The sequence below is a fragment of the Gleimia coleocanis DSM 15436 genome (assembly GCF_000159015.1).
In the GTDB taxonomy this organism is placed as follows: Bacteria; Actinomycetota; Actinomycetes; order Actinomycetales; family Actinomycetaceae; genus Gleimia; species Gleimia coleocanis.
In genome coordinates, this window is sequence record NZ_DS999544.1 from 30,798 (window position 1) to 54,349 (window position 23,552).

At 52.7% G+C, this 23,552-nt stretch carries 16 protein-coding genes; 8 read left to right on the top strand and 8 right to left on the bottom strand.

Features of this window, described 5'->3' with window-relative positions; translation table 11 throughout:
* Positions 1-189 precede the first annotated feature (189 nt).
* The 3 genes from pulA (at position 190) to brnQ (ending at position 10,067) form a co-directional block, all read left to right on the top strand.
* Positions 190-7,551, top strand: a complete 7,362-nt coding sequence (gene pulA, locus HMPREF0044_RS04440; RefSeq protein ID WP_006546923.1) for a pullulanase-type alpha-1,6-glucosidase — start codon at positions 190-192, stop codon at positions 7,549-7,551.
* Between the two features lie 254 nt (positions 7,552-7,805).
* Positions 7,806-8,648: a class I SAM-dependent methyltransferase gene (locus HMPREF0044_RS04445; RefSeq protein WP_006546924.1), complete on the top strand. Its 843-nt coding sequence runs from the start codon at positions 7,806-7,808 to the stop codon at positions 8,646-8,648.
* An 87-nt stretch (positions 8,649-8,735) separates the two neighbouring features.
* The gene (brnQ, locus tag HMPREF0044_RS04450) at positions 8,736-10,067 is read left to right on the top strand and encodes a branched-chain amino acid transport system II carrier protein (protein ID WP_006546925.1); all 1,332 of its coding nucleotides are present in this window, start codon (positions 8,736-8,738) and stop codon (positions 10,065-10,067) included.
* A 146-nt stretch (positions 10,068-10,213) separates the two neighbouring features.
* On the opposite strand, the gene HMPREF0044_RS04455 is transcribed toward brnQ, so the two are convergent.
* From HMPREF0044_RS04455 to HMPREF0044_RS04470, 4 genes are read right to left on the bottom strand one after another with little or no spacing between them, the layout of a single operon-like run.
* Positions 10,214-11,023 carry a hypothetical protein gene (locus HMPREF0044_RS04455; RefSeq protein WP_006546926.1) on the bottom strand — a complete coding sequence of 270 codons (810 nt, stop codon included), beginning with the start codon at positions 11,021-11,023 and terminating at the stop codon, positions 10,214-10,216.
* Between the two features lie 8 nt (positions 11,024-11,031).
* Positions 11,032-11,904, bottom strand: coding sequence for a cytochrome c biogenesis CcdA family protein (locus HMPREF0044_RS04460; RefSeq protein ID WP_006546927.1), 873 nt, complete (start codon positions 11,902-11,904; stop codon positions 11,032-11,034).
* A gap of 2 nt (positions 11,905-11,906) precedes the next feature.
* Positions 11,907-12,725 carry a DsbA family protein gene (locus tag HMPREF0044_RS04465; protein WP_050754357.1) on the bottom strand — a complete coding sequence of 273 codons (819 nt, stop codon included), beginning with the start codon at positions 12,723-12,725 and terminating at the stop codon, positions 11,907-11,909.
* Positions 12,726-12,776: 51 nt separating this feature from the next.
* Positions 12,777-13,772, bottom strand: coding sequence for a lysylphosphatidylglycerol synthase transmembrane domain-containing protein (locus HMPREF0044_RS04470; RefSeq protein WP_006546929.1), 996 nt, complete (start codon positions 13,770-13,772; stop codon positions 12,777-12,779).
* Between the two features lie 272 nt (positions 13,773-14,044).
* On the opposite strand from HMPREF0044_RS04470, the gene HMPREF0044_RS04475 reads away from it, so the two are divergent.
* Positions 14,045-14,704 (top strand): DedA family protein, encoded by a 660-nt coding sequence (locus HMPREF0044_RS04475; protein WP_006546930.1) that lies wholly within the window; start codon positions 14,045-14,047, stop codon positions 14,702-14,704.
* A gap of 155 nt (positions 14,705-14,859) precedes the next feature.
* Here HMPREF0044_RS04475 and HMPREF0044_RS04480 read toward each other — a convergent pair whose 3' ends face one another.
* From HMPREF0044_RS04480 to HMPREF0044_RS04490, 3 genes are all read right to left on the bottom strand, one after another.
* Positions 14,860-17,394, bottom strand: a complete 2,535-nt coding sequence (locus tag HMPREF0044_RS04480; protein ID WP_006546931.1) for an HAD-IC family P-type ATPase — start codon at positions 17,392-17,394, stop codon at positions 14,860-14,862.
* 73 nt (positions 17,395-17,467) lie between these two features.
* Entirely contained in the window at positions 17,468-17,698 is a 231-nt protein-coding gene (locus HMPREF0044_RS04485) for a heavy-metal-associated domain-containing protein (protein ID WP_006546932.1), read from the bottom strand.
* A gap of 45 nt (positions 17,699-17,743) precedes the next feature.
* Positions 17,744-19,051: a YibE/F family protein gene (locus tag HMPREF0044_RS04490; protein WP_050754358.1), complete on the bottom strand. Its 1,308-nt coding sequence runs from the start codon at positions 19,049-19,051 to the stop codon at positions 17,744-17,746.
* 176 nt (positions 19,052-19,227) lie between these two features.
* Here HMPREF0044_RS04490 and HMPREF0044_RS04495 point away from each other — a divergent pair, with 176 nt between their 5' ends.
* From HMPREF0044_RS04495 to HMPREF0044_RS04510, 4 genes are all read left to right on the top strand, one after another.
* Positions 19,228-19,962 carry a phosphoglyceromutase gene (locus tag HMPREF0044_RS04495; RefSeq protein WP_006546934.1) on the top strand — a complete coding sequence of 245 codons (735 nt, stop codon included), beginning with the start codon at positions 19,228-19,230 and terminating at the stop codon, positions 19,960-19,962.
* 278 nt (positions 19,963-20,240) lie between these two features.
* A complete protein-coding gene (locus HMPREF0044_RS04500; protein WP_006546935.1) occupies positions 20,241-20,750 on the top strand; it encodes a CarD family transcriptional regulator in 510 nt (169 codons plus the stop codon).
* A gap of 2 nt (positions 20,751-20,752) precedes the next feature.
* Positions 20,753-21,502, top strand: coding sequence for a 2-C-methyl-D-erythritol 4-phosphate cytidylyltransferase (ispD, locus tag HMPREF0044_RS04505; RefSeq protein ID WP_006546936.1), 750 nt, complete (start codon positions 20,753-20,755; stop codon positions 21,500-21,502).
* A gap of 70 nt (positions 21,503-21,572) precedes the next feature.
* Positions 21,573-22,937 carry an MFS transporter gene (locus tag HMPREF0044_RS04510; protein ID WP_006546937.1) on the top strand — a complete coding sequence of 455 codons (1,365 nt, stop codon included), beginning with the start codon at positions 21,573-21,575 and terminating at the stop codon, positions 22,935-22,937.
* 122 nt (positions 22,938-23,059) lie between these two features.
* Here the strand turns inward: HMPREF0044_RS04510 and ispF are convergent, their stop codons facing one another.
* Entirely contained in the window at positions 23,060-23,548 is a 489-nt protein-coding gene (gene ispF, locus HMPREF0044_RS04515) for a 2-C-methyl-D-erythritol 2,4-cyclodiphosphate synthase (RefSeq protein ID WP_006546938.1), read from the bottom strand.
* Positions 23,549-23,552: the final 4 nt, after the last annotated feature.

Consider the following 23,552-nt stretch of genomic DNA (forward strand, 5'->3'; position numbering starts at 1 on the left):
CGAAGAAACAACTTAAAAACCCCAAAAACTTTTCAGTAACTGCAGTAAAAACTCGACTCAAAAAGTGGCTTTCAGAAAAGAAGATAACGATTCGATTAAACCCCTCCCAAGAACTAGTGACGCGGGCTATACTCAATCGAATTTTCGTTTAGATTTTCCCCTCGATGATGATCGGAAAGTTAGGTCACGATGAAAAATAAAACCACCCCACCTGCACCCCTGGGACGCCGACTCGGCGGAGCCACCCTGGCAGGTTTAATCACCCTCACACTCAGCGTAACCCCCGGAATTACGCCAGTTCACGCAGCTGGAAACGCTGCCTTCCTGGTCGGAGACTTCCAGCAAGAATTCGGCTGCTCCAAAGACTGGGACCCAGCTTGTACCAACACCCGAATGCAAGCAAATGCAACGAAACACCAGCTGGAAGTAAATGTCCCTGCAGGTAAATGGAACTTTAAGGTAGCACTCAACGGCACCTGGGATAAGAGCTTCGGAAACGAAGGCAAAGACATCCCCCTGGTCCTCAAAGCAGACACGAAGATTCTCTTCACCCTGGATGAAGGCACCGGCAAAGTCGGTATCCAACTACCAGACCTCGGCGGAGCCTACGATGAAGCAACCGACCAAGTACTAATCCAGAAACCCGCCACCCACAACGGCGCCGGACAACAGTTCTACTTCGTCCTCACCGACCGCTTCAACGACTCTGACAAAGACAACAACCAAGGTGGTTTAACCGGAACGAAGCTGGAACACGGCTACGACCCAACCGACAAAGCCTTCTACCACGGCGGCGATATTAAAGGCATCACCGAAAAACTCGACTACCTACAAAACCTGGGCATCACCGCTGTATGGCTGTCTCCATCCCTGAAGAACAAGCCAGTACAAGGTGAAGGCGACCAGGCAACCGCAGGCTACCACGGCTACTGGATTACCGACTTTGAACAAATCGACCCACACCTGGGCACTAACGAAGACCTGAAAGCACTCATTGACGCAGCCCACGCACGCGGCATGAAAGTCTACTTCGACATCATCGTTAACCACACGGCAGACATGGTGGACTATAAGGAAGGCAACCGGACCTACCGCCCTCTGGAAAACTACCCGTATAAGGATGCTAACGGAACCCCCATCGACCTGGCTAAACTAGCTGGAAAACCAAAGTCGCAGTGGCCAACCCTGGACGTCAATAAATCCTTCCCATACACCCCAAAGTGGATTAAGGAAAGCGAAAAAGACACCCTTAAACCAGCTTGGTTAAATGACCTCACCCTTTACCACCACCGCGGTGATAACCTCTGGAAAGGCGAATCCGTAACCTACGGTGACTTTGCCAGCCTCGATGACTTAATGACCGAACACCCAGACGTCGTTAAAGGCATGGTAGATATCTACAAGAAGTGGGTAGACACCGGCCTGGACGGTTTCCGCATCGACACTGTTAAACACGTGAATAAAGAATTCTGGGTGGAATGGTCGAAGCAAATCAACGACTACGCCCAGGCAAAGGGGAAGTCAGATTTCTTCACTTTCGGTGAAGTATATGACGCTGACGCAGGTCTGCTGGCCCCATATTTACGTGAAACCGACATGAGTGCCGTTTTGGACTTCGACTTCCAAGCAAAAGCTCGTGAGTGGGTAAATGGAGCTGACTTTAGTGGCAGAAATCTTTCCGCCATGTACCGCGCCGATGACCTTTACACTACCCCAACCTCTAACGCGGGATTCCTGCCAACCTTCCTTGGCAACCACGACATGGGGCGTATCGGCTACTTCGTAGGTGCCGGTAAGGACGCGAACGCCGGAGCGAAAGCCCAGCTCGCGCACTCCCTCATGTACCTGACCCGCGGCCAGCCAGTTGTCTACTATGGTGACGAACAAGGCTTCGCAGGTGAAGGCGGCGATAAGGACAGTCGCCAAGACATGTTCGCTACACAAACTGCGGACTTCCTAGGTGAAGTTAAGGTAGATGGCAAACAGATTGCCGCCACCGACCAGTTTGATGAAAACTCCTACATGTACCGTCACATTGCCGAACTTGGTAAGCTCCGCGCCGCCCACCCAGGGTTACGAAATGGTGCGCAGCTGGAACGTTGGAATGAAACCAGCACGGGCGTTTACGCATTTTCTCGCGTGGACCGTGACCAGAAAGTCGAATACCTGGTTGCGCTTAACAACGCGGGCGAAGCACGTACTATTACCCCGTTTGCATTAACAGGTGACGCACAGTTCAACAAGATTTATTCTTCTTCCGAGGGCGTTGCACCAACTGTCAACTCTCGCAATGACGGTCAAGTTTCCCTCACCATTCCCGCCTACGGGGCAGTGGTCTACCAGGCAACTAAGCCAATCACAGCAGGTGAACTACCAGAAATTAAGGTAACGCCAAATGGTGGGAAACTAACTGGAACCGCTGAAATTACCGCCAATACTCCAGGCACTCACTGGAGCGAAACCTCTTTCGCAGTACGCGAACTGGGAACTTCCGAATGGGAACACCTGGGCGTAGACACCGGCGACAATGCACGCGTATTCCACGATATTCCAGCCTCCTACCCAGCCGGTACAGTGCTGGAATACCGGGCAGTAACCGTTGACGCTGCCGGAAAGAAGGTCGCAGACTCCGGGTTCGGCGTAGTTGGCGTTGATCTTTCTTCAGAAGTAGATCCAAACGCATTAGACAACAACTTCGTAACCCTCCCAGGTACCTTCAACTCTGAACTAGGCTGTACTGGTGGAGCCTCCGGCGACTGGGACCCAGCCTGCCGCGCCATCCAAATGGATAAAGACCCAGTCTCTGGCTGGTATGTAAAAGAACTAGAAATCCCAGTAGGCGACCACCAATACAAGATCGCCCTCGCTGGAACCTGGAAAGAAAACTACGGTGTCGGTGGCTTAAATGGAGATAACTCTAAGTTCACCGTGACCGGCAGCCCACAAAAAGTGAAGTTCTACTTCGATCCAAAGACCAAGTACTTCTTCAACAACCTGCAACACCCAGAATTCACGATTCCAGGTAACTTCGGGGACGCCCTCGGCTGTGGAAACTGGAAACCAGAATGTTTAGTCACCCTCATGCGGAAGGAAGCAGACGGCACCTACGTATTTGAAACCGACAAGATTCCAGCTGGTGACTACCAGTTCAAGATCGCAGACAACCTTGACTGGAATGGCACCAACTACGGTGACCCACACGGTCCAGACGGAAACCGATTCGTCCGCGTCGAACCAAATAAGACCGTGCGCATCACCTTCAAAGACGGCGTCATCAACGTCGAACAGGTAAATAAAGTCCTGCTCGGCGAAAAAGAAGCCCGCGCACAATGGATTGACGCAGACACCTTCGCAATCACCTACAACCAGCTAGACGGACGCAGCCTCGTTGACGTAGAAGCAACCCTGCTCATTAACGACGCAGGCGGCATTAACGTAGTCGGCTCACAGCCACAACACACCACTAAAACGGTGAAGCTAGAGCCAAGCGCCCTCGATAATGCCCAAGCCCAAAAATGGCCACACCTGCGCGGCCACGCCATCTACCGCATCCCAGCCGGAACGGAACTTGACCGCGCCACCGTTCTGCGTGGCTCCCTCAAAGTCCTCACCAGCGCCGGAGGCGAAGCCATTGGCCTCACCCGCGTGCAAATCCCCGGCGTACTGGACACCCTCTACGCCAACGCCGCAAAACCAGAACACCTAGGTGTCTCTTGGAACGGAGAAAACCCAACGCTGAAACTCTGGGCACCCACCGCTAAAAACGTGAAACTTCAGCTGTGGGACAACGAAGCCGGCACCGGAAACCCAACTGAACTGGCCATGACCCGCGCAGATGCCACCGGCATCTGGGAAGTCACCGGCCAGGCAGACTGGAAGAACCGCGCCTACAAGTACGCCGTGGAAGTATTTGTACCAAACCTCGACCGCGTCGAAATGAACTACACCACTGACCCATACTCAACCGGTCTCACCCCAGGATCCACCCACTCGGTAATCCTCAACCTCCAAGACCCAGAGTTAAAACCAGCCGGCTGGGATAGCCTCCGCATCCCAGAAGTACCACGAGCAGTAGACCAAACCATCTACGAACTCCACGTGCGCGACTTCTCAATCACCGACAAGTCCGTACCAGAAAAGTTTCGCGGTACCTACAAGGCATTCACCGTAAAGAACTCCAACGGCATGCAACACCTGCAGCGCCTGGCGGACGCTGGAATTAACAGCATCCACCTGCTGCCAACCTTTGACATTGCCACCATCCCAGAACCACGCGAAACGCAGAGTATCCCACAGATTACAAAGCCAATCGCTGACCCGGCTTCCGAACAGCCACAGGCAGCAGTCGCCGCCGTAGCCGGAGAAGACGGGTTCAACTGGGGCTACGACCCATACCACTACCAGGCACCAGAAGGCTCCTACGCAGTCGATCCAAGCGCTCGCGGACGAGTCCTCGAATACCGTGAAATGGTAGCTGCCCTGGCAAACACTGGGGACAACGGTTTGCGACTCGTTGCCGACCAAGTCTTTAACCACCTGGCAGAATCAGGTCAAAGTGCGAAAGCCGTCTTTGACAAGGTCGTACCAGGCTACTACCACCGTCTCAACAATGACGGGCGCGTAGAAACCTCCACCTGCTGTGAAAACCTGGCAACCGAACACGCCATGATGGAAAAAGTCATGGTAGACACCGTGAAAATGTGGGCGCGAGACTACAAGGTCAGTGGCTTCCGTTTTGACCTGATGGGCCACCACTCCGCCGACAATATGAAAGCCATTAAGGCTGGATTAGCTGAACTCACCCTAGAAAAGGACGGCATCAACGGTGCCAACATCCACATGTACGGTGAAGGTTGGAACTTCGGTGAAATCGCTGACAATGCTCGTTTCATTCAGGCAACCCAAGGACAGTTGGATGGCACCGATATTGGTACCTTCAACGACCGCCTGCGTGACGGTGTCATGGGTGGACACCACAACGGTTTTGACACCAGCCAGGGTTTTGGCTCCGGACAGTTCACCAACCCGAACCCAGACGGAGGCAACAACGCTGACTACTGGGCACTCTCACGCAATGCTGACCTGGTCCGCCTTGGTATGGCCGGCAATCTGCGTGAATACGGTTGGGAAACTACTGACGGCTACCGTACCGGCAAGGACATTAAACAGGGCGGTAGGGCGGCAGGTTACGCGTTGGAGCCAGGAGAAAACGTCAACTACATTGACGCTCACGACAACTCCACGCTGTACGACCTGGCTGTTGCAAAACTCCCAGTCAACACCAGCATGGCAGACCGCGTCCGCTACAATACCCTGCAGTTAGCCACCGTTACCCTGGGACAGTCTCCATCCTTCTGGCATGGGGGTACTGACCTGCTGCGTTCCAAGTCGCTGGACCGCGACTCCTACAACGCGGGTGACCACTTCAACGCTATTGACTGGGGACGCCAAAAACACAACTTTGGTGTGGGCCTACCTTCCTACGAGAAGAATGAAAAGGATAACCACAACTGGAACAAGATGCGACCACTGCTGCGTAACACCGCACTAAAAGCATCCCCAGCTGACTTGGATAAATCCCACTTCATGGCACTAGACCTGCTGAAGCTTCGTAAGAATACTGAGCTGATGCGCTTGGGAAGCACCGAACTCATCAAAGAAAAAGTTAAGTTCCCTAACCAGGGTGCTCACTTCTACGGTGGCATGATTGCCATGCACATTGATGACACCGTAGGTAAAGACGTGGATAAGAAACTTGACCACGTACTGGTAGTCATTAACGCTGACACTAAGACCGCCTCCTGGTCTTTCGAAAACCTGCGGGGCATTGAGTTCAAACTCAATGACATTCAAAAGAACTCCACCGCAGATGAACGCGTTAAGGAAACTAAGTGGGAAGCTGAATCCGGTAAAGTCACTATCCCAGCACTTACCGTCGCTGTGCTTTACGCAGAGCAAAAGACCATGGCTGAGAAACATCAGCCAGTCTACGCAGACCAAAGCGTAACACGCGGAGTCTACCCAGAAACCCTGGGAAACACTGAAATCCCAGCCGGAACCGTGACTAAAGCAGGTGCAGCTGGACAAGCTCCAAGCGCTGCAGCTGATACTGATCCACTGCCGAAGGGAATCGTTTACACCCTGGGTGAAGATGCCCCAACCTGGGCGCACGTAAACCCAGAAACTGGTGTGATTACCGTATTCCCCGGTGCAGACGTGCCAGCTGGTGACGTACAGGTCCCAGTGAAAGCAACCTACCCAGATAAGTCCCAGGACGTTCTGAACGCGGTAGTTAAAGTAGCAGAAAACCAAGCAGAGAAAACCAACCCACAGTACCAGCCAGTCAAGGCAACTGTCGGCGAAGCAGTTCCTGCTAACCCAACGGTAACCACTGAAATCCCAGCGGGAACCCAAGTTACTGTAACCGGCGCGCCAGAAGTAGCCGGATTGACTGTTACTGCTGATGCTGCAACCGGTGCACTCACCGTAAACGCAACGGAACCAGGCGTAGACGCAACAGGAAATGGTGAAGAAAAGACTACTACCGCAACCGTCACCTGGACTTTCCCAGATGGCTCCACCGCGGTACGTGAAGTAACGGTAACTGTTCCAGCTAAGGAAAAAGCACCGGAACCACCAGTAGACCCGAACCCACCCGTTAATCCAGAACCACCGGTAGGTCCAAACCCACCAGATAACCCAACGCCACAACCACCAAAACCACAACCACACAAACAGAAGTACCCGGTAGCATATCCCGGTGAAACCCTGGAAACAGGTGCCACCCAGCCAGTCGTAAAACACGAACTGCAAGCAGACAGCACCTGGACTCTAAAGCGTGAACCAGGACTACTTCCAGTTGGAACGAAAGTGACGGTAGTAGCGCCCTCGGAAATCAAAGAAAACTGGACCGTAACCGTAGCTGGGCAGGACGCGCCAGCCGGCGTGCAACCAGCCCTCACCGCCAGCGGATTCCGTTTCCGCATGGCCACCGTGGAAGCCAACGACCCAGAATTCGGTGCCGTAACCGTGACCGCGCCAGCAAATGCAGCCACCGGTGAAACCAGCATCTTCGATGTTGCCTACACCTACCCAGACGGCACCACCGACGTAACTCGCTTCGAAGTAAGCGCAGTCGCGAAGCCACAGGTAGACGACGGCAATGGGCAGCCAACTCCTCCGGACACCAACCCACAACCAAGCCCAGGAACCGGAGACAACACCGGAACCGGTGAAGGTACTGGAGAAGGCAACGGAACCGGTGAAGACAATGGTTCTGGCGACAACCAGCCAGGCACTGGTGATGACGGCAAAAACGACCAAAAGCCAGGCGAACCAGTACCAGGAAAGTCTGAACCAGGTACGCAAAACCCAGGCCAACAGAAGCCAAATACGGTAGTTCCGGTTAAACCTAAGACCCCAGGCAAAGAAACTGGCAGTGCCAAGGGACTAGCGAACACTGGTGCGGATGCGCTTAGCGTAATGGGCGTAGCAACTCTACTAGCTTTGGCTGGTGCGGTTGCGATTCGCCAGCGTCGCCAGCGCTCATAAGGCGCGGACGCTAGTACCCTAACCCCCGAAGCGTAACACGCCGGGAACAACCCCAAAATAGCGGAGCGTAACACTCCTGACTCACTCAAGTCAGCGTGTTACGCTCCGCTATTTTGCATACGCTTTCAAGAAGCTGGACTTCCTGAGGTGAGTTACGCTTCAAAGAAAACAGGGGAAAGAAAAAGGAATCGGAGAGTTACGCTTCGGGAAAAGAAAACGAATTTCTGGAGGACGAAACCGGTAAACTCAACAATATGAATGAAACAGTATGGGATGAAAACGCACCAGAAAACGCTTTTGAAAAAGCCACCGCCGAATACTCGGCACTGCGTCCCGACTACCCATACGAATCAGTCCTAGCAGCACTACAAGGACCAAACCAAAACCTTCTAACCACACAAACCCTTACCGTCGCAGATATTGGGGCTGGAACCGGGAAACTTAGTGCACAGCTGACCGCCCTCGTGAAAAACCTAACCGCCGTGGAACCCGCGCACGCCATGCGCACCCAATGTGACACCTACCTACGCGCCCAAACCCACCCAAACAACCCGAAAAACTGGGAAATCCTTGACGGAACCGCAGAAAAAACCGGGCTGCCAAACCAGTCGCAAGACGTCATCACCTACGCGCAATGCTGGCACTGGGTAGAACCCGAAGCCGCCGCTAAAGAAGCCAAACGCATCCTCAAACCCGGCGGCCACATCGCAATCCTCTACAACCAAATGGACGTGACAATACCGTGGGTGCAACGACTCAGCCGCATCATGCGTTCAGGAGATATTCACTCGCACGACAAACCCCCGCGCATGACCACCACCTACCATGATCCGAAAACCGGATATCCAACCGGCGAATCAGTGAATCTGTTTACAGAATTCAGCCTCCACCAAGCGCGTTTCAGCGTTGAAATGGCGCCACAGCAGGTGCTGGGACTAGGGCGGACCCGTTCATCCTACCTTAAATCAACCGCGAAAAACCGCGAAAAAATGCAGGAAAACCTGCGCTGGTACCTGTATGAACACTTGGGATACCAGCCGGGGGAAACAATCAGTATCCCGTATTACACTCTGACTTGGATGGCGAACGTTCGCTGAAAACTACGGTTAGCTTTGGTATGCTCAAAAATCGTAATAAATATTAAGAATGAGCTCTATAACGGGTTTACATAAGATCGGAAGAGCATGCCAAAACATAACCCACGGGTAATCCTAGTCATCGGGCTGGCACTATTTGCCCTCTACTTCGGAGCCGGCAACCTCATCTTCCCAGTCATGCTAGGCGCGGAAGCAGGAAACAGCCTCACTCCCGCCATGATCGGGCTAATCTTCACCGCCGTAGTCCTGCCAGTCCTTTCCCTACTAGCGTTAGCAACCGCCAGTGGAGGCATCACCGGCATCGCCAGCCGCATCGGAAAAATCCCCGGACTGCTATTTACCTCCGTCATTTTCCTCTCTACCGGTATGCTCTACGCAATTCCTCGTGTAGCCACCGTCAGCTTCGAAATGGCAGTGAAACCAGTACTCACGCTCATCAATAAGCCAATGGCGGATTCCGTAGTAACGGTTCCCCTGTACATGCTGTTCTTCCTAACCCTCGCAACGATTCTGACGATTCGCCCCGGTAAAATGACACAGGTTATCGGCGGGTGGCTCACCCCAGCTTTACTAGCACTGCTCACCATTCTCATCATCGGCGTTATCTGGGTGCAACCGGTAGTAAACGTTGAACCGGCGGGAGATTTCGCAACCGCGCCACTAGCATCCGGTTTGGTGCAGGGCTATTTCACGATGGACGCGATTGCTTCCCTGGTTTTCGGAGCGATTGTGATCGACGCTTTCCGCCGTCGCGGCTACACTAACGACCAGCAGATTTTTGGTGGGGTAGCACTTTCTGGTGTGGTTGCTGGGTTGGCATTGGCGCTGGTTTACGTGGGCCTGGCAGAAGTCGGGCAGCGCGCAGTTATCGAGGGCGAAACCAATGGTGCTCAAGTTCTAGCGAATGCTGCCACCGCTATTTTTGGTTCTTACGGTCAGGTGCTGTTTGGCTTTATTGTGCTGCTAGCCTGCCTCACCACTACGGTTGGTTTGCTTTCTGCTTCGGTAAAGTACTTCTCTCAGCTGATTCCACACGTTAGTGAAACTCAGGTACTGGTGGTACACCTGCTGGTTTCTTACATCTTGGCAAATCTGGGTTTAAGCGCAATCTTGGGGTTCGTAGCACCACTGAACCAGTTGATTTACCCGGTGGTTATAGCCATCGTAGTGGTTACCCTTTTGGAAGCATTCTTTGACTTCCCATTCAACTGGTCTTACCGGACTACTGCGGGTTTAGCAGCGTCAGTGGCCTTATTTGAAGCCCTGTGGTCAACGCAGTTTGCAGTCTTTGCGGGTTTCCGTGATTGGTTGGATTACCTACCTGCGGGGCCGCTGCATTTGCCTTGGATTGCTCCGGCACTTGTTGGTTTAGCAGTGGGGGTTTTTGTAGACCACCGGCTTTCCAAACGCGAAGCGTAACACGCCGCAAAACCTGAAAGGTACCACGCTGAGATTGGAAAACCGTTGAAGCGTAACACGCAAGACAGGTTTCAGCGTCGAAAAACTAATTAATAAAGCGGAGCGTAACACGCCGCAGATGAGTATCTGGGCGTGTTACGCTCCGCTTAAAGAATCACCAAAAAAGCAGTGAAAAAAAGGAACTGCGCTAAAACAGCTGCCCACAAAGACGCAAACATTCGACGCAATCCAAAAGCTGGGAAAGTTAAGAAAACCCCCGCTAACAGCATGAAAAGCGCATTAGAAGAAGAATCAGCAGTAGCTGCAATTGGAATCATCCAAAAGAAAGTCAAAATCGCTGACGCCAGCAGCGGCCAACGTTGACGCTTAGTAAACCGCCGCACCTCAGCAACCACTAAACCACGTAACAAATACTCCTGCGCCAACGCTAACATCCACGCTGCGAAAGTACCTGCTAGGACGCCCTCCAGAGTAATCTCCAAATTCGAAAGCGAAACAATAAAGACCATCGCCACCGCGAAAATCACCAGCATGCCAGCTAGCCACCACAAACGGGAAACCCGCGGCTGAATATTAATCTCAAACATGGGCTCAGGCTCATGTGAAAGCGCCGAAGCAAAAAACAAGTCATCGTACGTATCCAAAGGTGGTGCCACAATCGGAGCTTTCCCACCCAAACGCGGGGAAACATACTCAGGTTCTTGCCACACCACGTACTCTAAACCTCGCCGGTGAATTAGAAAACGCGTCAGCAGAATACAAACCAGTGCCGGGATAGCCACCTGCGTAATCGAAGTAATCGGATCATGCAGTTTAGAAAGTGCGGGAACATCCTGGTCCGTGAACCAGACAGAAAGAAAAAGCCCCACTCCAGCACACAAAATGGTTACCGCGTACACCAGAAAAAATTCTGCCGCGACACGGAAAATACCATTACGTTGCGGAGTGGGGATCATTTCCTACCTCACTTTGAGGACTTAAACTTTAATACTACTAAAGCTAGGATAACCCCAAAGAGAGCGACAAATAACCAACCCGGAACAGCGGCGAAAGCTCCTGCGACGGAACTTTCCAACTGAATCTGCTGTTCGCCGGACAGGATGGATGGCAAGCCTACGTGACCGTTGAATACCATCAAAATCAGGCCAAGGATTATGAAAATCGTACCCGAAACCACGTTCATAACCGTGGTCCAACGGCCGAAAATCTGCAGTGGGCGTGGACGCAGCCAAACACGCTGGTTGCCACCCAAAGAATCCCACAACAGAGCCAGTAAAGCTACGGGGAATGCCATGCCTAAGCCGTACCAGACCATCAGCATGATTCCGCCGAATACGGAGCCATTCAAAGAACCATAGGCTAAAACCGCGCCAAGGATCGGGCCGGAACAGCCAACCCCAGCCAGCGCGTACCCCAAGCCCAGCAGAAAAACAGCCAGTGCGGAAGGAGCAGAGTTGGCAGATTCAGTTTCCGAGGACGGGTCGCTAGCTGCCACCGCAGGAGCAGAAGTTGTACGAGTCATCAAGGAGGAAGCAAACTTAGGCACTGGGAAAGCCAGTGAGAAAATCTGCATCACACCCAGGATGAGAACTAAAGCCCCGGCAACTACAGAGAAAGTAGTGGAGTTAGTGCGGAGGAAAACACCGAATGAACCAGCAAAAGCTCCGAAAGGCAGTAGCGCTAAAATCACGCCCACCGCAAAAACCGCGGTACGAGCCAACAGTACGCGACTGGAAGAGAAAGCGTACGCAAAGAAGGAGGGGAGCAACATAGCCGCACAGGGTGCGAAAAGGGTTAATGCCCCGCCTAGAAAGGCAATCAGAGCTGAAACTTGCATTATTACTTAGCTTCCACTGCCTGCTGGTTAATGGTGTTAATGAAGTACTCGGTAGGGTACGCGCCAGAAACAACTGCGTTGTTAATGATGAAGAATGGCGTACCAGTCAGACCCAGCTTTTCACGCGCATGCTGAGTTTCAGCCTGCACAGCCTGAACGATTTCGTCAGATTCTAAAGCCTTTTCGAAAGCGGACAGGTTTTCTACACCCGCCTGCTTAGCGATATCCAGAACTAGTTCCTTAGTGTAGTTAGGGTGGTTGCCGTTAGCAGTTTGAGCGAAAGCCTTATCAACGAACTCCCAGAACTTACCCTGCTGAGCGGCAGCACGCGCCCCCTGGTGAGCCAGCTGAGAATTGTAGTTAGGGAAGATAACCATATCGCGGAATTCCAGGCGTAGCTTACCTTCATCAACTAGTTTCTTCAGCGCAGGGTGAGTGTTCGTATTGAAAACTCCACACATTGGGCAAGAGAAATCTTCGTAGGAAACCAGTACAACTGGAGCGTCTGGGGAGCCCAGGGAACGCAGGTCGTCCTTATCGCGGTGAATCTCAGCTGCCATGAGCTTCAAAACTTCAGGGTCAGTCTGGCTTGGAGAATAATCCTGGCCAGCAACTAAGTTAGGGTCAGCCACAGGAGCATCCTTAGATTCGGCAGACATTTCAGTCTTTTCAGCAGTCATAGCGGCAGTGCTAGGGGGCTTCTGAGAAGTCATTTCAGCAGAAGATTTACCAAAATGCATACCCATGTAAAAGGCAATAATAATAGCTAAAACGGCAGCTACAGCTACCAAAATCAGTTGTAAACGCTTATTAGTTTCCATAAAAAGCATATTTTCACAGAATCCGCGTGCACGCACCCGGACGACCAAAATTTAGACTAAGTCACGTTTTTGCAGATTATTAAGTGCAAACCAACCTAGCGGGGCGCGTACATAAAAAGTTACTAACCGGAAAGTTAAAGTCGCTGAAATTGCGATAGATGCGGAGATATGGGCAATCCGTAAACCTGCTACTAAAGCGCCCTCGACTGGGCCAATCCCACCCGGAGCCGGCACCGCTGAACCCACGGAAGTCGCTACCAAATATGTCACTGCCAAAGTGGTTAAAGTAAGCCGCTGATTAAAAGCCAACAGGGTCGCACCAAAAGCTGCCACGTAGGAAACTGTCGTTAAAATATTGCCGAACACGCCTAAAACCAAGCGCTTCGGGGAAGTCAAAACCCAACGAAAATGCGTCACTGACTGCGTCCAAGTTGGCTCAATACGCACCCAAACCCACTGGCGTAAACGTGGGAAAACCCCTAAAACACCGGCAAAAATAGCTATAACAACAACACTAATTGCCACCGCTTTACCTGGGAAAGAAACCCCTGTGGAATAGTCGGTGATGAAAATAATTACTGCCAGTAAAACCACTGTGGAAATAAACTGCGTGACCTGCACGATTGTTACGGTAGCTGCTGCTGTGACCGCTGAGATTCGTTGCTTCGTGAGGAAACGCAGGTTAAGGGCAGCTGGGCCGATTCCTGCAGGCGCCACCAGCGTGACTACTGACGCTGCCACCTGCGTTAAAATCACGTCCCACAGGTGCAATTTTTGGTTAGAAAATGCGACCAGCGGAATTGCGGCACCCACGTAGCTTAAGAGGGCGAATCCGAAGGCGGCGAGTAGCCAGAGGGGATTGGCATTCTCGAGGGCGGTTTGCAAAATCTCGAAGTCCAAAGAAACGTAGAGGTAAATGCCGATGCCAACCGCGAAAACCAGCATGATAGCGGTTTTAACCCGGGCTACGTTAAGAGACTTAACGAAGGTCCCGGACTTAGATAAAGCCTGGGACCAGCTGGGCGGGTTGGTGAAAGGAAACGGCATAGTAATTAGTTTAGGGTTACAGGTAGAGAATCTACTATCGGCGCGCCCTAGGGAGATTCTGAACCCGAAGCGTAACACGCCGCACCGGCGTACCGTAACACGCGCACCCGGATTTTGCCGAAGCGTAACACGCCAAATCCGCGAAGCGTAACACTCCTGAGAGGAAACCGACACCGGCTCGCCCTCGAAAAAGGTGGAAACCCTGGCAACGACCAAGTAGGCTGATTTGAGAACTGTAATAAAAGAAAAGAGAAAAAGTGTTAGCACAGATTATGGACGCGGCAGCAGCCGACCCAATCTGGTTTGAAACCATCCTTGAATGGTTCAAAAACCCAGAAACCCTGCTCCTAGCCTTAGGACAATGGGTACTCGCTGGCGTAGCGGCCATCGTCTTCATCGAATCTGGCGTCCTATTCCCAGTCCTCCCCGGCGACTCCCTAGTATTTTCTGCCGGTTTGCTCCACACGCAGTTAGGACTCAGCCTCATCGTCCTCGTCGCAACCATTGTTGTCTGCGCCCTGGCCGGCTCTGAAGTTGGCTACTGGATTGGCGCAAAATTTGGTCGCAACCTCTTTTCAGATGACGCTCGCATACTCAAAACCGAACACCTAGTGCAAGCCGAAAACTTCTTCGCCCGCTACGGTGGTCGCTCACTAGTAATGGGTCGTTTCGTTCCATTTGTACGCACTTTCGTGCCAATCGCAGCAGGAATCGCCGGTTACAACCATGCCTCTTTCCTACTGTGGAACCTGGTCGGAGCAGTCGCTTGGGGTGGCGGCCTAACGCTACTGGGATCACTATTAGGTGGCGTCTCTTTCATTCATGATAATCTCTCAGCTATCATCCTTGTAATCGTATTCGTATCCCTCCTACCAATGGTTATCGAATACTTCCTGCATAAACGTCGCAACGCGAAAAACCCTGAAGCGTAACACGCCGACCACGCGCAAAACCTACTAAAACAACCGGAGCGTAACACGCCTGACTCACCAAGTCAGCGTGTTACGCTCCGAAGTAATTTAGACACACGAAAACGCCCAGTGAAAACAAAAACAGTCACTGGGCGCCCTCGGGAAAAATAACTAGACTACTTAAAACGACGCAAACGCAAGGAATTCGACACCACCAGCACCGAAGAACAAGCCATCGCCGCCCCCGCAATCATCGGGTTCAACAAACCCGCCACCGCCAGCGGAATCGCAGCCACGTTATAAGCAAACGCCCAAAACAGATTCTGCTTAATCACCCGCAGCGTCGCCCGCGAAATCCGAATAGCAGTTGGCGCACTCGCCAAATCAGAACCAATCAGCGTAATATCAGCCGCCTCAATCGCTGTGTCCGTGCCCGACCCCATTGCGATTCCCAAACCCTGCACGCCTGCCTGTGCCAGTGCAGCCGCATCATTAACGCCGTCGCCAACCATTGCTACGACCCTATCCTGCGCCTGCAAATCAGCAATCCGATCACGCTTTTGCTCAGGCAAAACCTGCGCAAAAACGGTTTCAATTCCCACTTCAGTTGCAACCCGACGAGCACTTTGCGGATTATCCCCCGTAATCATAATCGGCTCAATCTGAAGCTCACGTAGCTGACTAATCGCCTGCGCGCTCGTCGGCTTCACCTGGTCAGCAATAAACAAAACAGCACGTAACTGGCAGTTTTCAGGTTGCTGCGCTGCCAGAATCGTAGGTGCCTCCACCCAAAAATCGTGGGCGCGGGAAACTGGTTTCGGCGTGTTTTCTACATTTTCGAGGGCGGTGCTAGACAGCACCTGCGCAGAATATCCAGCTTTTACGATGGTTTCTACTAGCTCGCTTCCATCTGCAGAATACTCTGCAGCTGGAAGCGTAACACGCGCAGTTTCCGTAGCTAGGTTAACTTCAGCTTTAACTCCGGGAAGTTTCCCAAGTTTACGTTCCACTCGGCGAACGCAAGAAGCACAAGTCATCCCTTGGAGGGAAAGTTCAAACACCTGCTGCGGAGCGTAACTCTCCGCACTGGTAGATTCCGTGGTTTCAACTGGGAGTTTTTCAGGGTTCTGCTTTAGATGCGGCGTGTTACGCTCCGGCGTATCAAGCTTATCCGCAGGGAAAACGCTTAGAGGTACAGTACCGACCGCAATCACCGTTGCACCAGAAGACAACCCTGCAGACAGGTTTTGTGCAACAGCGGAAAAATCAAACCCTAAATCCTGTAAAAACTGCGGACTGCCAACAAAAACACGGTTGCTACCAACAGTGGCAGACGCTCCGAAACCAGCATGGTTTACGAAATCAACACTAGTGGGGAAGACACTGGACGGCGTGTTACGCTCCGAAGATTGGGAAAGCCACTCAGCAGCATCCGGCGTGTTATGCTCCGCGGTAAGAGAAGCAAAATCAACCACCGCAGCTGCAATCGGATGAGAAGAATGAGCTTCAACGGAAGCAGCTAACGCAACGCCCTCGGAAAAAGCCAACTCCCCAAGATCCCCGCTAACTGCACCAGACGCAGAAACCAAGAACCCGCCCGTCACGCGCATCTCGCCCGCCGTAATCGTGCCCGTCTTATCCAACAAAATCGTGTCAATCTGGCGGGTCGACTCCAAAATCTCCGGACCCTTAATCACAATCCCCAGCTGCGCCGCCCGGCCAGAACCTACCAGCAACGCAGTTGGAGTAGCCAAACCCAACGCGCACGGACAAGCAATCACCAAAACCGCCACCGCAGCAGTAAACGCCGCCTGCGTAGACGCGCCCGCCAGCAACCAGCCAAGCAAAGTTAAAGCAGAAATCCCTAAAACCACAGGCACAAAAACGCCTGAAACCTTATCTGCCAACCGCTGCACCGGAGCCTTCCCCAGTTGCGCTGCAGTAACCATCGCGCCAATCCGCGCCAAAGTCGTCTCAGCCCCCACGCGAGTCAAACGCACCTGCAAAAGACCATCAGTATTAATCGTCCCACCCGTAACCGCGTCACCTGCACTCATGAAAACCGGCACAGATTCGCCTGTTAAAAGGGAAGTATCAACCGCTGCGGAGCCCTCAATCACCACGCCATCTGCGGGAATCTTCTCACCAGCTTTTACTAAAACCACGTCATCAACCAGCAGAGACTCTGCACTTACCTGCGTCACATTACCTGCAGAATCAACGCGTAAAGCCTGTTTTGCACCCAGCTCTAACAATGAACGCAGAGCGTCACCCGCCTGCGCCTTCGTATGCGCCTCTGCAAAACGGCCCGCCAGTAGGAAAGTCGTGACCACCGCTGCGGTTTCAAAATATAGCTCCGGGTGCGCATCCGACGCGTGCTGGGGCAGAAAAGTCATATGCATGACGTGACCCCAGGTGCCAGCTTCCGTGAAAAATAACGCCCACAAAGACCAGCCCATTGCCGCGATAACGCCCAGGGAAACTAGCGTATCCATAGTGGAACCACCATGCCGCCCTGCTTGGAAAGCCGCCTTATGAAATGGCCACGCTCCCCACGACACTACGGGCAGAGCTAGACCCGCCATAATCCACTGCCAGCCAGGAAACTGCAATGCTGGAATCATAGAAATCAGCATCACTGGCAGTGTTAAAACCGCAGAAACCAGTAGTCGAATGCGTAGCTGGCTGATGCGGGTGGATTGGTGCGACATGACGACTCCTTAAAACTAGCGGAGCGTAACTCGCCGCGGAAAACCTGTTCGACGTGTTACGCTCCGATGATTATCAAGCAGAAACGGAAACCAGTTCGTATCCGGCTTCATCAACTGCATCAGCAAAAGCTGCTTCACTTACTTCTGCGTCTGCTTCAACGGTGGCTACGGAAACTGCTTCTTTACCGGCATTTAGTTCCACATTCACCGTGGTAACGCCAGCGATTTCAGAGATTTCCTCAGTTACAGAAGCAACGCAGTGTCCGCAGGTGAGGCCGCGAATTTCTAGCTGGTAGGTGCTCATATTTAGTTCCTTTCATTTAGGGGGAAAATATTTGGGTGCGGCGTGTTACGCTCCGAGAATTTTTCCTGCTTCCGAGGGCGCTTCATTTAACCCGCCATGCGAGTGCGGCGTGTTACGCTCCGCTGTATCTTGGCGCGTCTGCGTAACTTTCACTAGCACTGCCGCAATCAAAGTTGTCAGAGGAATCGAAATAATCAAACCAATCGACGCAATCAACGTGCGTACGATTTCTTCCGCAATCTCTTCCGTTACCGCAATCTCATACAGAGGGCGGTCAATCATCATCGCTAAAAGTAACGCCGGTAAAGCCGTACCAGAATAAGCGAAAGCCAAAGTGTAAACCGTTGACGCAATATGATCCCGGCCAACTCGCATGGCATGCGCAAAAATCTGCATCTGCGACATCTGCGGGTTAGCAGCATGAAGTTCCCACACGGTAGAAGCCTGCGTAATAGTCACGTCATTTAACGCACCCAAAGCTGCAATCACAATGCCGCAAACCAGAAGAGCCTGCAAAGATACTTCAGGAAGATAACCAAAAATCAAACGACCTTCTTCGGAAGCAGCACCAGACAAATGCACTGACTGCACCTGCCATAAAGCCATCACCACCGTCAAAGCCATGCCACCGAAAGTACCCAGTAGCGCTGTCGTAGTGCGAATCGAAATCCCATGCGCGAAATAAACGGAAGCAAACAGCATCGCAGAAACACCGCACAACGTCACCAACAACGCGGGCTTACCCACCATTAGTGCCGGCATCACAAAATAAACCAACACGAGGATAGACGCGGTTAAACCAGCAATCGCAGCTAAACCACGCAGCCGGGCTACCACCACAACCATGACTAAATACAAGGTAAGTAGAATCCACAGGGGAGAAGTACGCTGAATATCCCAATACGCGTGGATAACCCCACCTGAGTCACCAGTTTCAGTACGGAGAACAGTTAAAGTATCGCCCTCGGAAATAATCGGGAATTTTTCCGGCGGAATCTGAAGCAAAACGACTAAACCAGCCGACTTCCCATCCAAGATTTCCGCGCACAAATTTCCCAACTCAAAAGCGCGATTATTCTCGCCTGCCTGGGGTACGGGTGCTTCCGGAATCCCACCGACCGGCGCGCACTTATCCAAGTCGAAGCCAATGACGCGGGCGCTCGCGGTGGACGTTCCCGACGCATAAGGGTCAATAGAACCAACTACAGAATTTCCCGAGGACGGCCATAAAAGTAGCATTCCCAGTACAGTCGCCAACGCCAGGGGGGCGACCACTGCGGTAAGGAAAATACGGATCTTCCGCAGGCGCTGCTGCGATAATTCTAAAGGTCCGTGGCTGTGAGAATGCGTCATGCATACAACTTTAGCAACTTTTTGGTTTAACGCATTTTGGGACGTGTGGATAACCGAAGCGTAACTCGCCGAGGTGGCCAATTGTCCCGCCACTCGCACCAAAAATTCCCTTACAATGGAAACAGTCGGGTCAGCGGATGACCCACTGTTTGCAAACAACTGTGAGAGGAAACCTCATGACTTACAAGCTCGTACTGCTGCGTCACGGCCAGTCCGAATGGAACGCCCTGAACCTGTTCACCGGTTGGGTAGACGTTCCACTGTCCGACCTGGGCAAGGAAGAAGCAGCACACGGCGGCGAACTGCTGAAGAAGGAAGGCATTCTGCCAGACGTACTCTTCACCTCCATGCTGCGGCGCGCAATCATGACCGCAAATCTGGCTCTGGACGCTTGTGACCGCCACTGGATTCCAGTACAGCGCGACTGGCGCCTGAACGAACGCCACTACGGCGCTCTGCAGGGCAAGAACAAGAAGGAAATCCGCGACGAATACGGTGACGACCAGTTCATGCTGTGGCGTCGTTCCTACGACACCCCACCACCAGCAATCGAACTGGGCTCCGAATTCTCTCAGGATACTGACCCACGTTACGCTGGCGAACCAATCCCAGCAACCGAATGTCTGAAGGACGTTTTGGAACGTATGCTCCCATACTGGGAAGAAACCATTGTTCCAGTAATCAAGACCGGCAAGACCGTTATGATCGCTGCGCACGGTAACTCCCTGCGTGCAATCGTGAAGCACTTGGATGGTATTTCTGACGAAGATATCGCAGAAGTAAACATCCCAACTGGTATTCCATTGCTGTACGAATTGGATGAAAACCTGGTTCCACTGAAGAAGGGTGGCACCTACCTGGATCCAGATGCACAGGCGAAGATTGATGCTGTAGCAAACCAGGGTAAGTGATTTAATAAATCCTTATTAAGTGAGGCTTCCGCTTTGGCGGGGCCTCACTTTTATGTTTTTATTGGGTTTTCTTTTCCGGAGGGCGGTTTTTTGGTTGCTTTTCCGCGGAGCGTAACACGCTGAGCTGGTCATAGAACTCGGAGCGTAACACGCGGGGAGCAGGTTGTAGAGTGTTACGTTGTGGTAGTGTCGGCGAGTTACGCTTGGGTGAATTCCCCTTGATTGAAGGGCGCAACTGGTAAAATAGAAGTGGTTTTGTCCATTGACAGGAGACCGTAATGACCTTTCACATTGGTGAAACTATCGTGTACCCACATCACGGGGCAGCCACTATTGAAGAAATTAACGTTCGCGAATTCAAAGGGGAAAAGCGCACGTATTTAACTTTGCGAGTGGCACAGGGGGACCTAACGATTCAGGTGCCTGCTGATAACGTGGAAATGGTGGGCGGTCGCGACGTAGTAGATGAGGGTGGCTTCCAAGAAGTCGTTGACATTTTGCATGAAGATTCCACGGATGAGCCGGCTATTTGGTCGCGTCGATACAAGCAGAATCAAGAAAAAATCGCTTCCGGGAGTATCCGCAGTGTCGCGGAAGTAGTCCGCGATTTAACTCGCCGTGACGCGGTGAAGGGGCTTTCCGCGGGAGAAAAATGCATGCTTTCGAAAGCTCGGCAGATTCTTACTTCTGAAGTGGCGTTGGCGCGGGGTATTGATGAAGCTGCAGCGCATATTTGTTTAGATGAGATTTTAGAAGAGGTTGCTGGCGCGCATCAGCCGCAGGAATAGCTATGGGGAAACGAGTTTACGCTGTTATTACAGCAGCTGGAACGGGTACGCGCCTGGGTTACAATCAGCCGAAGGCGCTGGTTCCGTTGGGTGATAAAACTATCGTGGAGCATGCGGTGGAGCGGTTCTTGGCTCACCCGCGGGTGGCGGGCGTGGTAGTGACGGCTTTGGATGATGGGCATTATTTCGCGGATTTTCAAAAGATTTTGGAGGGCGATGCGCGTATTCTCGTGGTTCCTGGTGGGGGTAGTCGACAAGAAAGTGTTTACCGGGGCTTACAGGCGGTACCGGGGTTAGCGCAGCAGTTGGAGCAGGACTTTGTGTCTGCAGAGACTTTGGTGTTGATTCATGATGCGGCTCGTTGTTTAACTCCGGTGGAAGTAGTTGAACGCGTTGTTATGGGGTTGGAATCTGAAGCTAAAGCGGTTATTCCGGCGCTACCGGTGGTGGATACTTTAAGTGAATTTAAAGTCTTGGAAACTGAGGGCTTAGAATTCTCTGGTGAAACTGTTGACCGCGCAAAGTTGCGTGCCGTACAGACACCGCAGGGATTCCACTATGACGTGATCATGGAGGGGCACGCCCTCGGGAAAGAAAAGAGTACGGAAGAAGAGTTTACGGATGATGCTTCGCTAATGCGGCTTACTGGGGAGCCGGTGCTGATGGTCCGCGGAAGTGAGTTGAGTCTGAAAGTGACCACGCCGTTTGATTTGCGAGTAGCCGCGGCGCTGCTGGCGGATCAAGGGGTTTAGAGTAGGAACTTTGCTTAGTTTTCGATAAAGTAGAAAACACAAATAAGTTCAAATCTTTAAGGAAGATTTTGTGAGTGCATTAAACAACAAACCAGCAGGTACAGCCAAACTGCTGAACAAGAAAGTAATCTCCTGGGCAATCTGGGACTGGGGCTCAGCCGCATTCAACGCTGTAGCCACCACTTTCGTATTCTCCACCTACCTGGTTTCCAAACTCTTCGGCGACCACGACGCCTCATCCCTAAAACTATCCTGGGGCCTCACCATCGCCGGCATCATCATTGCCCTCACCGCACCAATCAGCGGACAACGCGCAGACCGTAAAGGCCGCGGCACCTTCTGGCTAGGCGCCAACTCCTTCGTAGTCTTCCTCGCCCTGCTCGGCATGTTCTTCGTCCGACCACAATCCACCCTCGGCACCGAAGGCGCACTCTGGCTCGGCATCTTCCTCATCTCCGTAGGCAACATCTTCTTCGAATTCGCCTCCGTAAACTACAACGCGATGCTCTCACGCATCTCCACCCCAGAAACCATGGGACGCATCTCCGGCATCGGCTGGGCATCCGGCTACCTCGGCGGCATCATCCTACTCTTCGTACTACTCATCTTCTTCCTCGGCGACAACCCAGTAGTAGCAGTATCCGGTGAAGACGGGCTCCCAGTCCGCCTCGCCATGCTCGTAGCCGCCTTCTGGTTCGGACTCTCCGCCCTCCCAGTCCTCTTCGCTCTACCAGGACGCGCCGTTGAAGGACACGAAAACGACGAAAAAGAAACCCTCCGCGACTCCTACAAGCGCCTCTGGAAAACCGTGAAACGCCTCTACGCAGAAGCACCCCACACTCTCTCCTTCCTCGGCGCATCCGCAGTATTCCGTGACGGCCTCGCAGGCGTATTCACCTACGGCGCTATCCTCGCAGCCGTAACCTTCGGCTTCACCCCCGGCGAAATCATCATCTTCGGTGTCGCCTCCAACGTCGTAGCCGGCGTCGTCACCATCGCCTTCGGCTGGGTAGATGACTTCTGGGGACCAAAACGCACCATCATGTTCTCACTCTCCGTCATGGTCGCTATGGGGCTAGTCGTATTCTTCTTCCACGACCAAGGAAAAATCGTCTTCTGGATCGCTGGCCTAACCCTCGCTGGCTTCGTTGGCCCAGCACAATCCGCATCCCGTTCCTTCCTCGGACGAGTCATTCCAGAAGGACGCGAAGGTGAAGTATTCGGACTCTACGCCACCACCGGACGCGCAGTATCCTTCCTCGCGCCAGCCATGTACGGTCTAAGCGTAACCATCGGACAAAACTTCGTAGCAGACGGAGAATCCGCCACCCACTTCGGTATTCTCGGCATCATCTCCATCCTGCTCCTAGGCCTACTCATCCTCATTCCAGTTAAAGAAGAACACGCATACCTAGATTCCTTCGACGGAAAATAAAACCCCACACGGAGCGTAACACTCCGCACAGGTGAAACACATAGAAAAACAACTAAAGCCGGAGTGTAACACGCCGTTTTAGGAAAACAAGCGTGTTACACTCCGGCTTTACACACAAAACCTCAACGCGCAATCAAAGCAGAAGCAATCCCCATAACACCTTCGCCACGACCCGCAAAACCCAAATGATCCGTCGTTGAAGCACCCAAATTAACCGGCGCCCCAATAACCTCAGACAAACGATCCTGCGCCTCCTGACGACGAGCCCCAATCCGAGGACGATTCCCTAAAACCTGCACCGAAACGGAAAGAACCCGCCAGCCGCCCTCGGAAATCAAACGCAACGTCTCCTTCAAAAGCGCCTCACCCGACGCCCCCGTCCACTCCGGGCGAGAAGTACCAAAATGAGTACCCAAATCACCCAAACCGGCCGCCGCTAAAAGCGCGTCACAACAAGCATGGGCAGCAACATCCGCATCAGAATGCCCCTCCAAACCCACCTCACCGGGCCACTCTAAACACGCCAACCACATTGGGCGCCCAGAATCAGGAGCAGTAAAAGCATGCACATCAGTGCCAATACCAGTACGAATCTCAGGAAAATCAGTCATAACC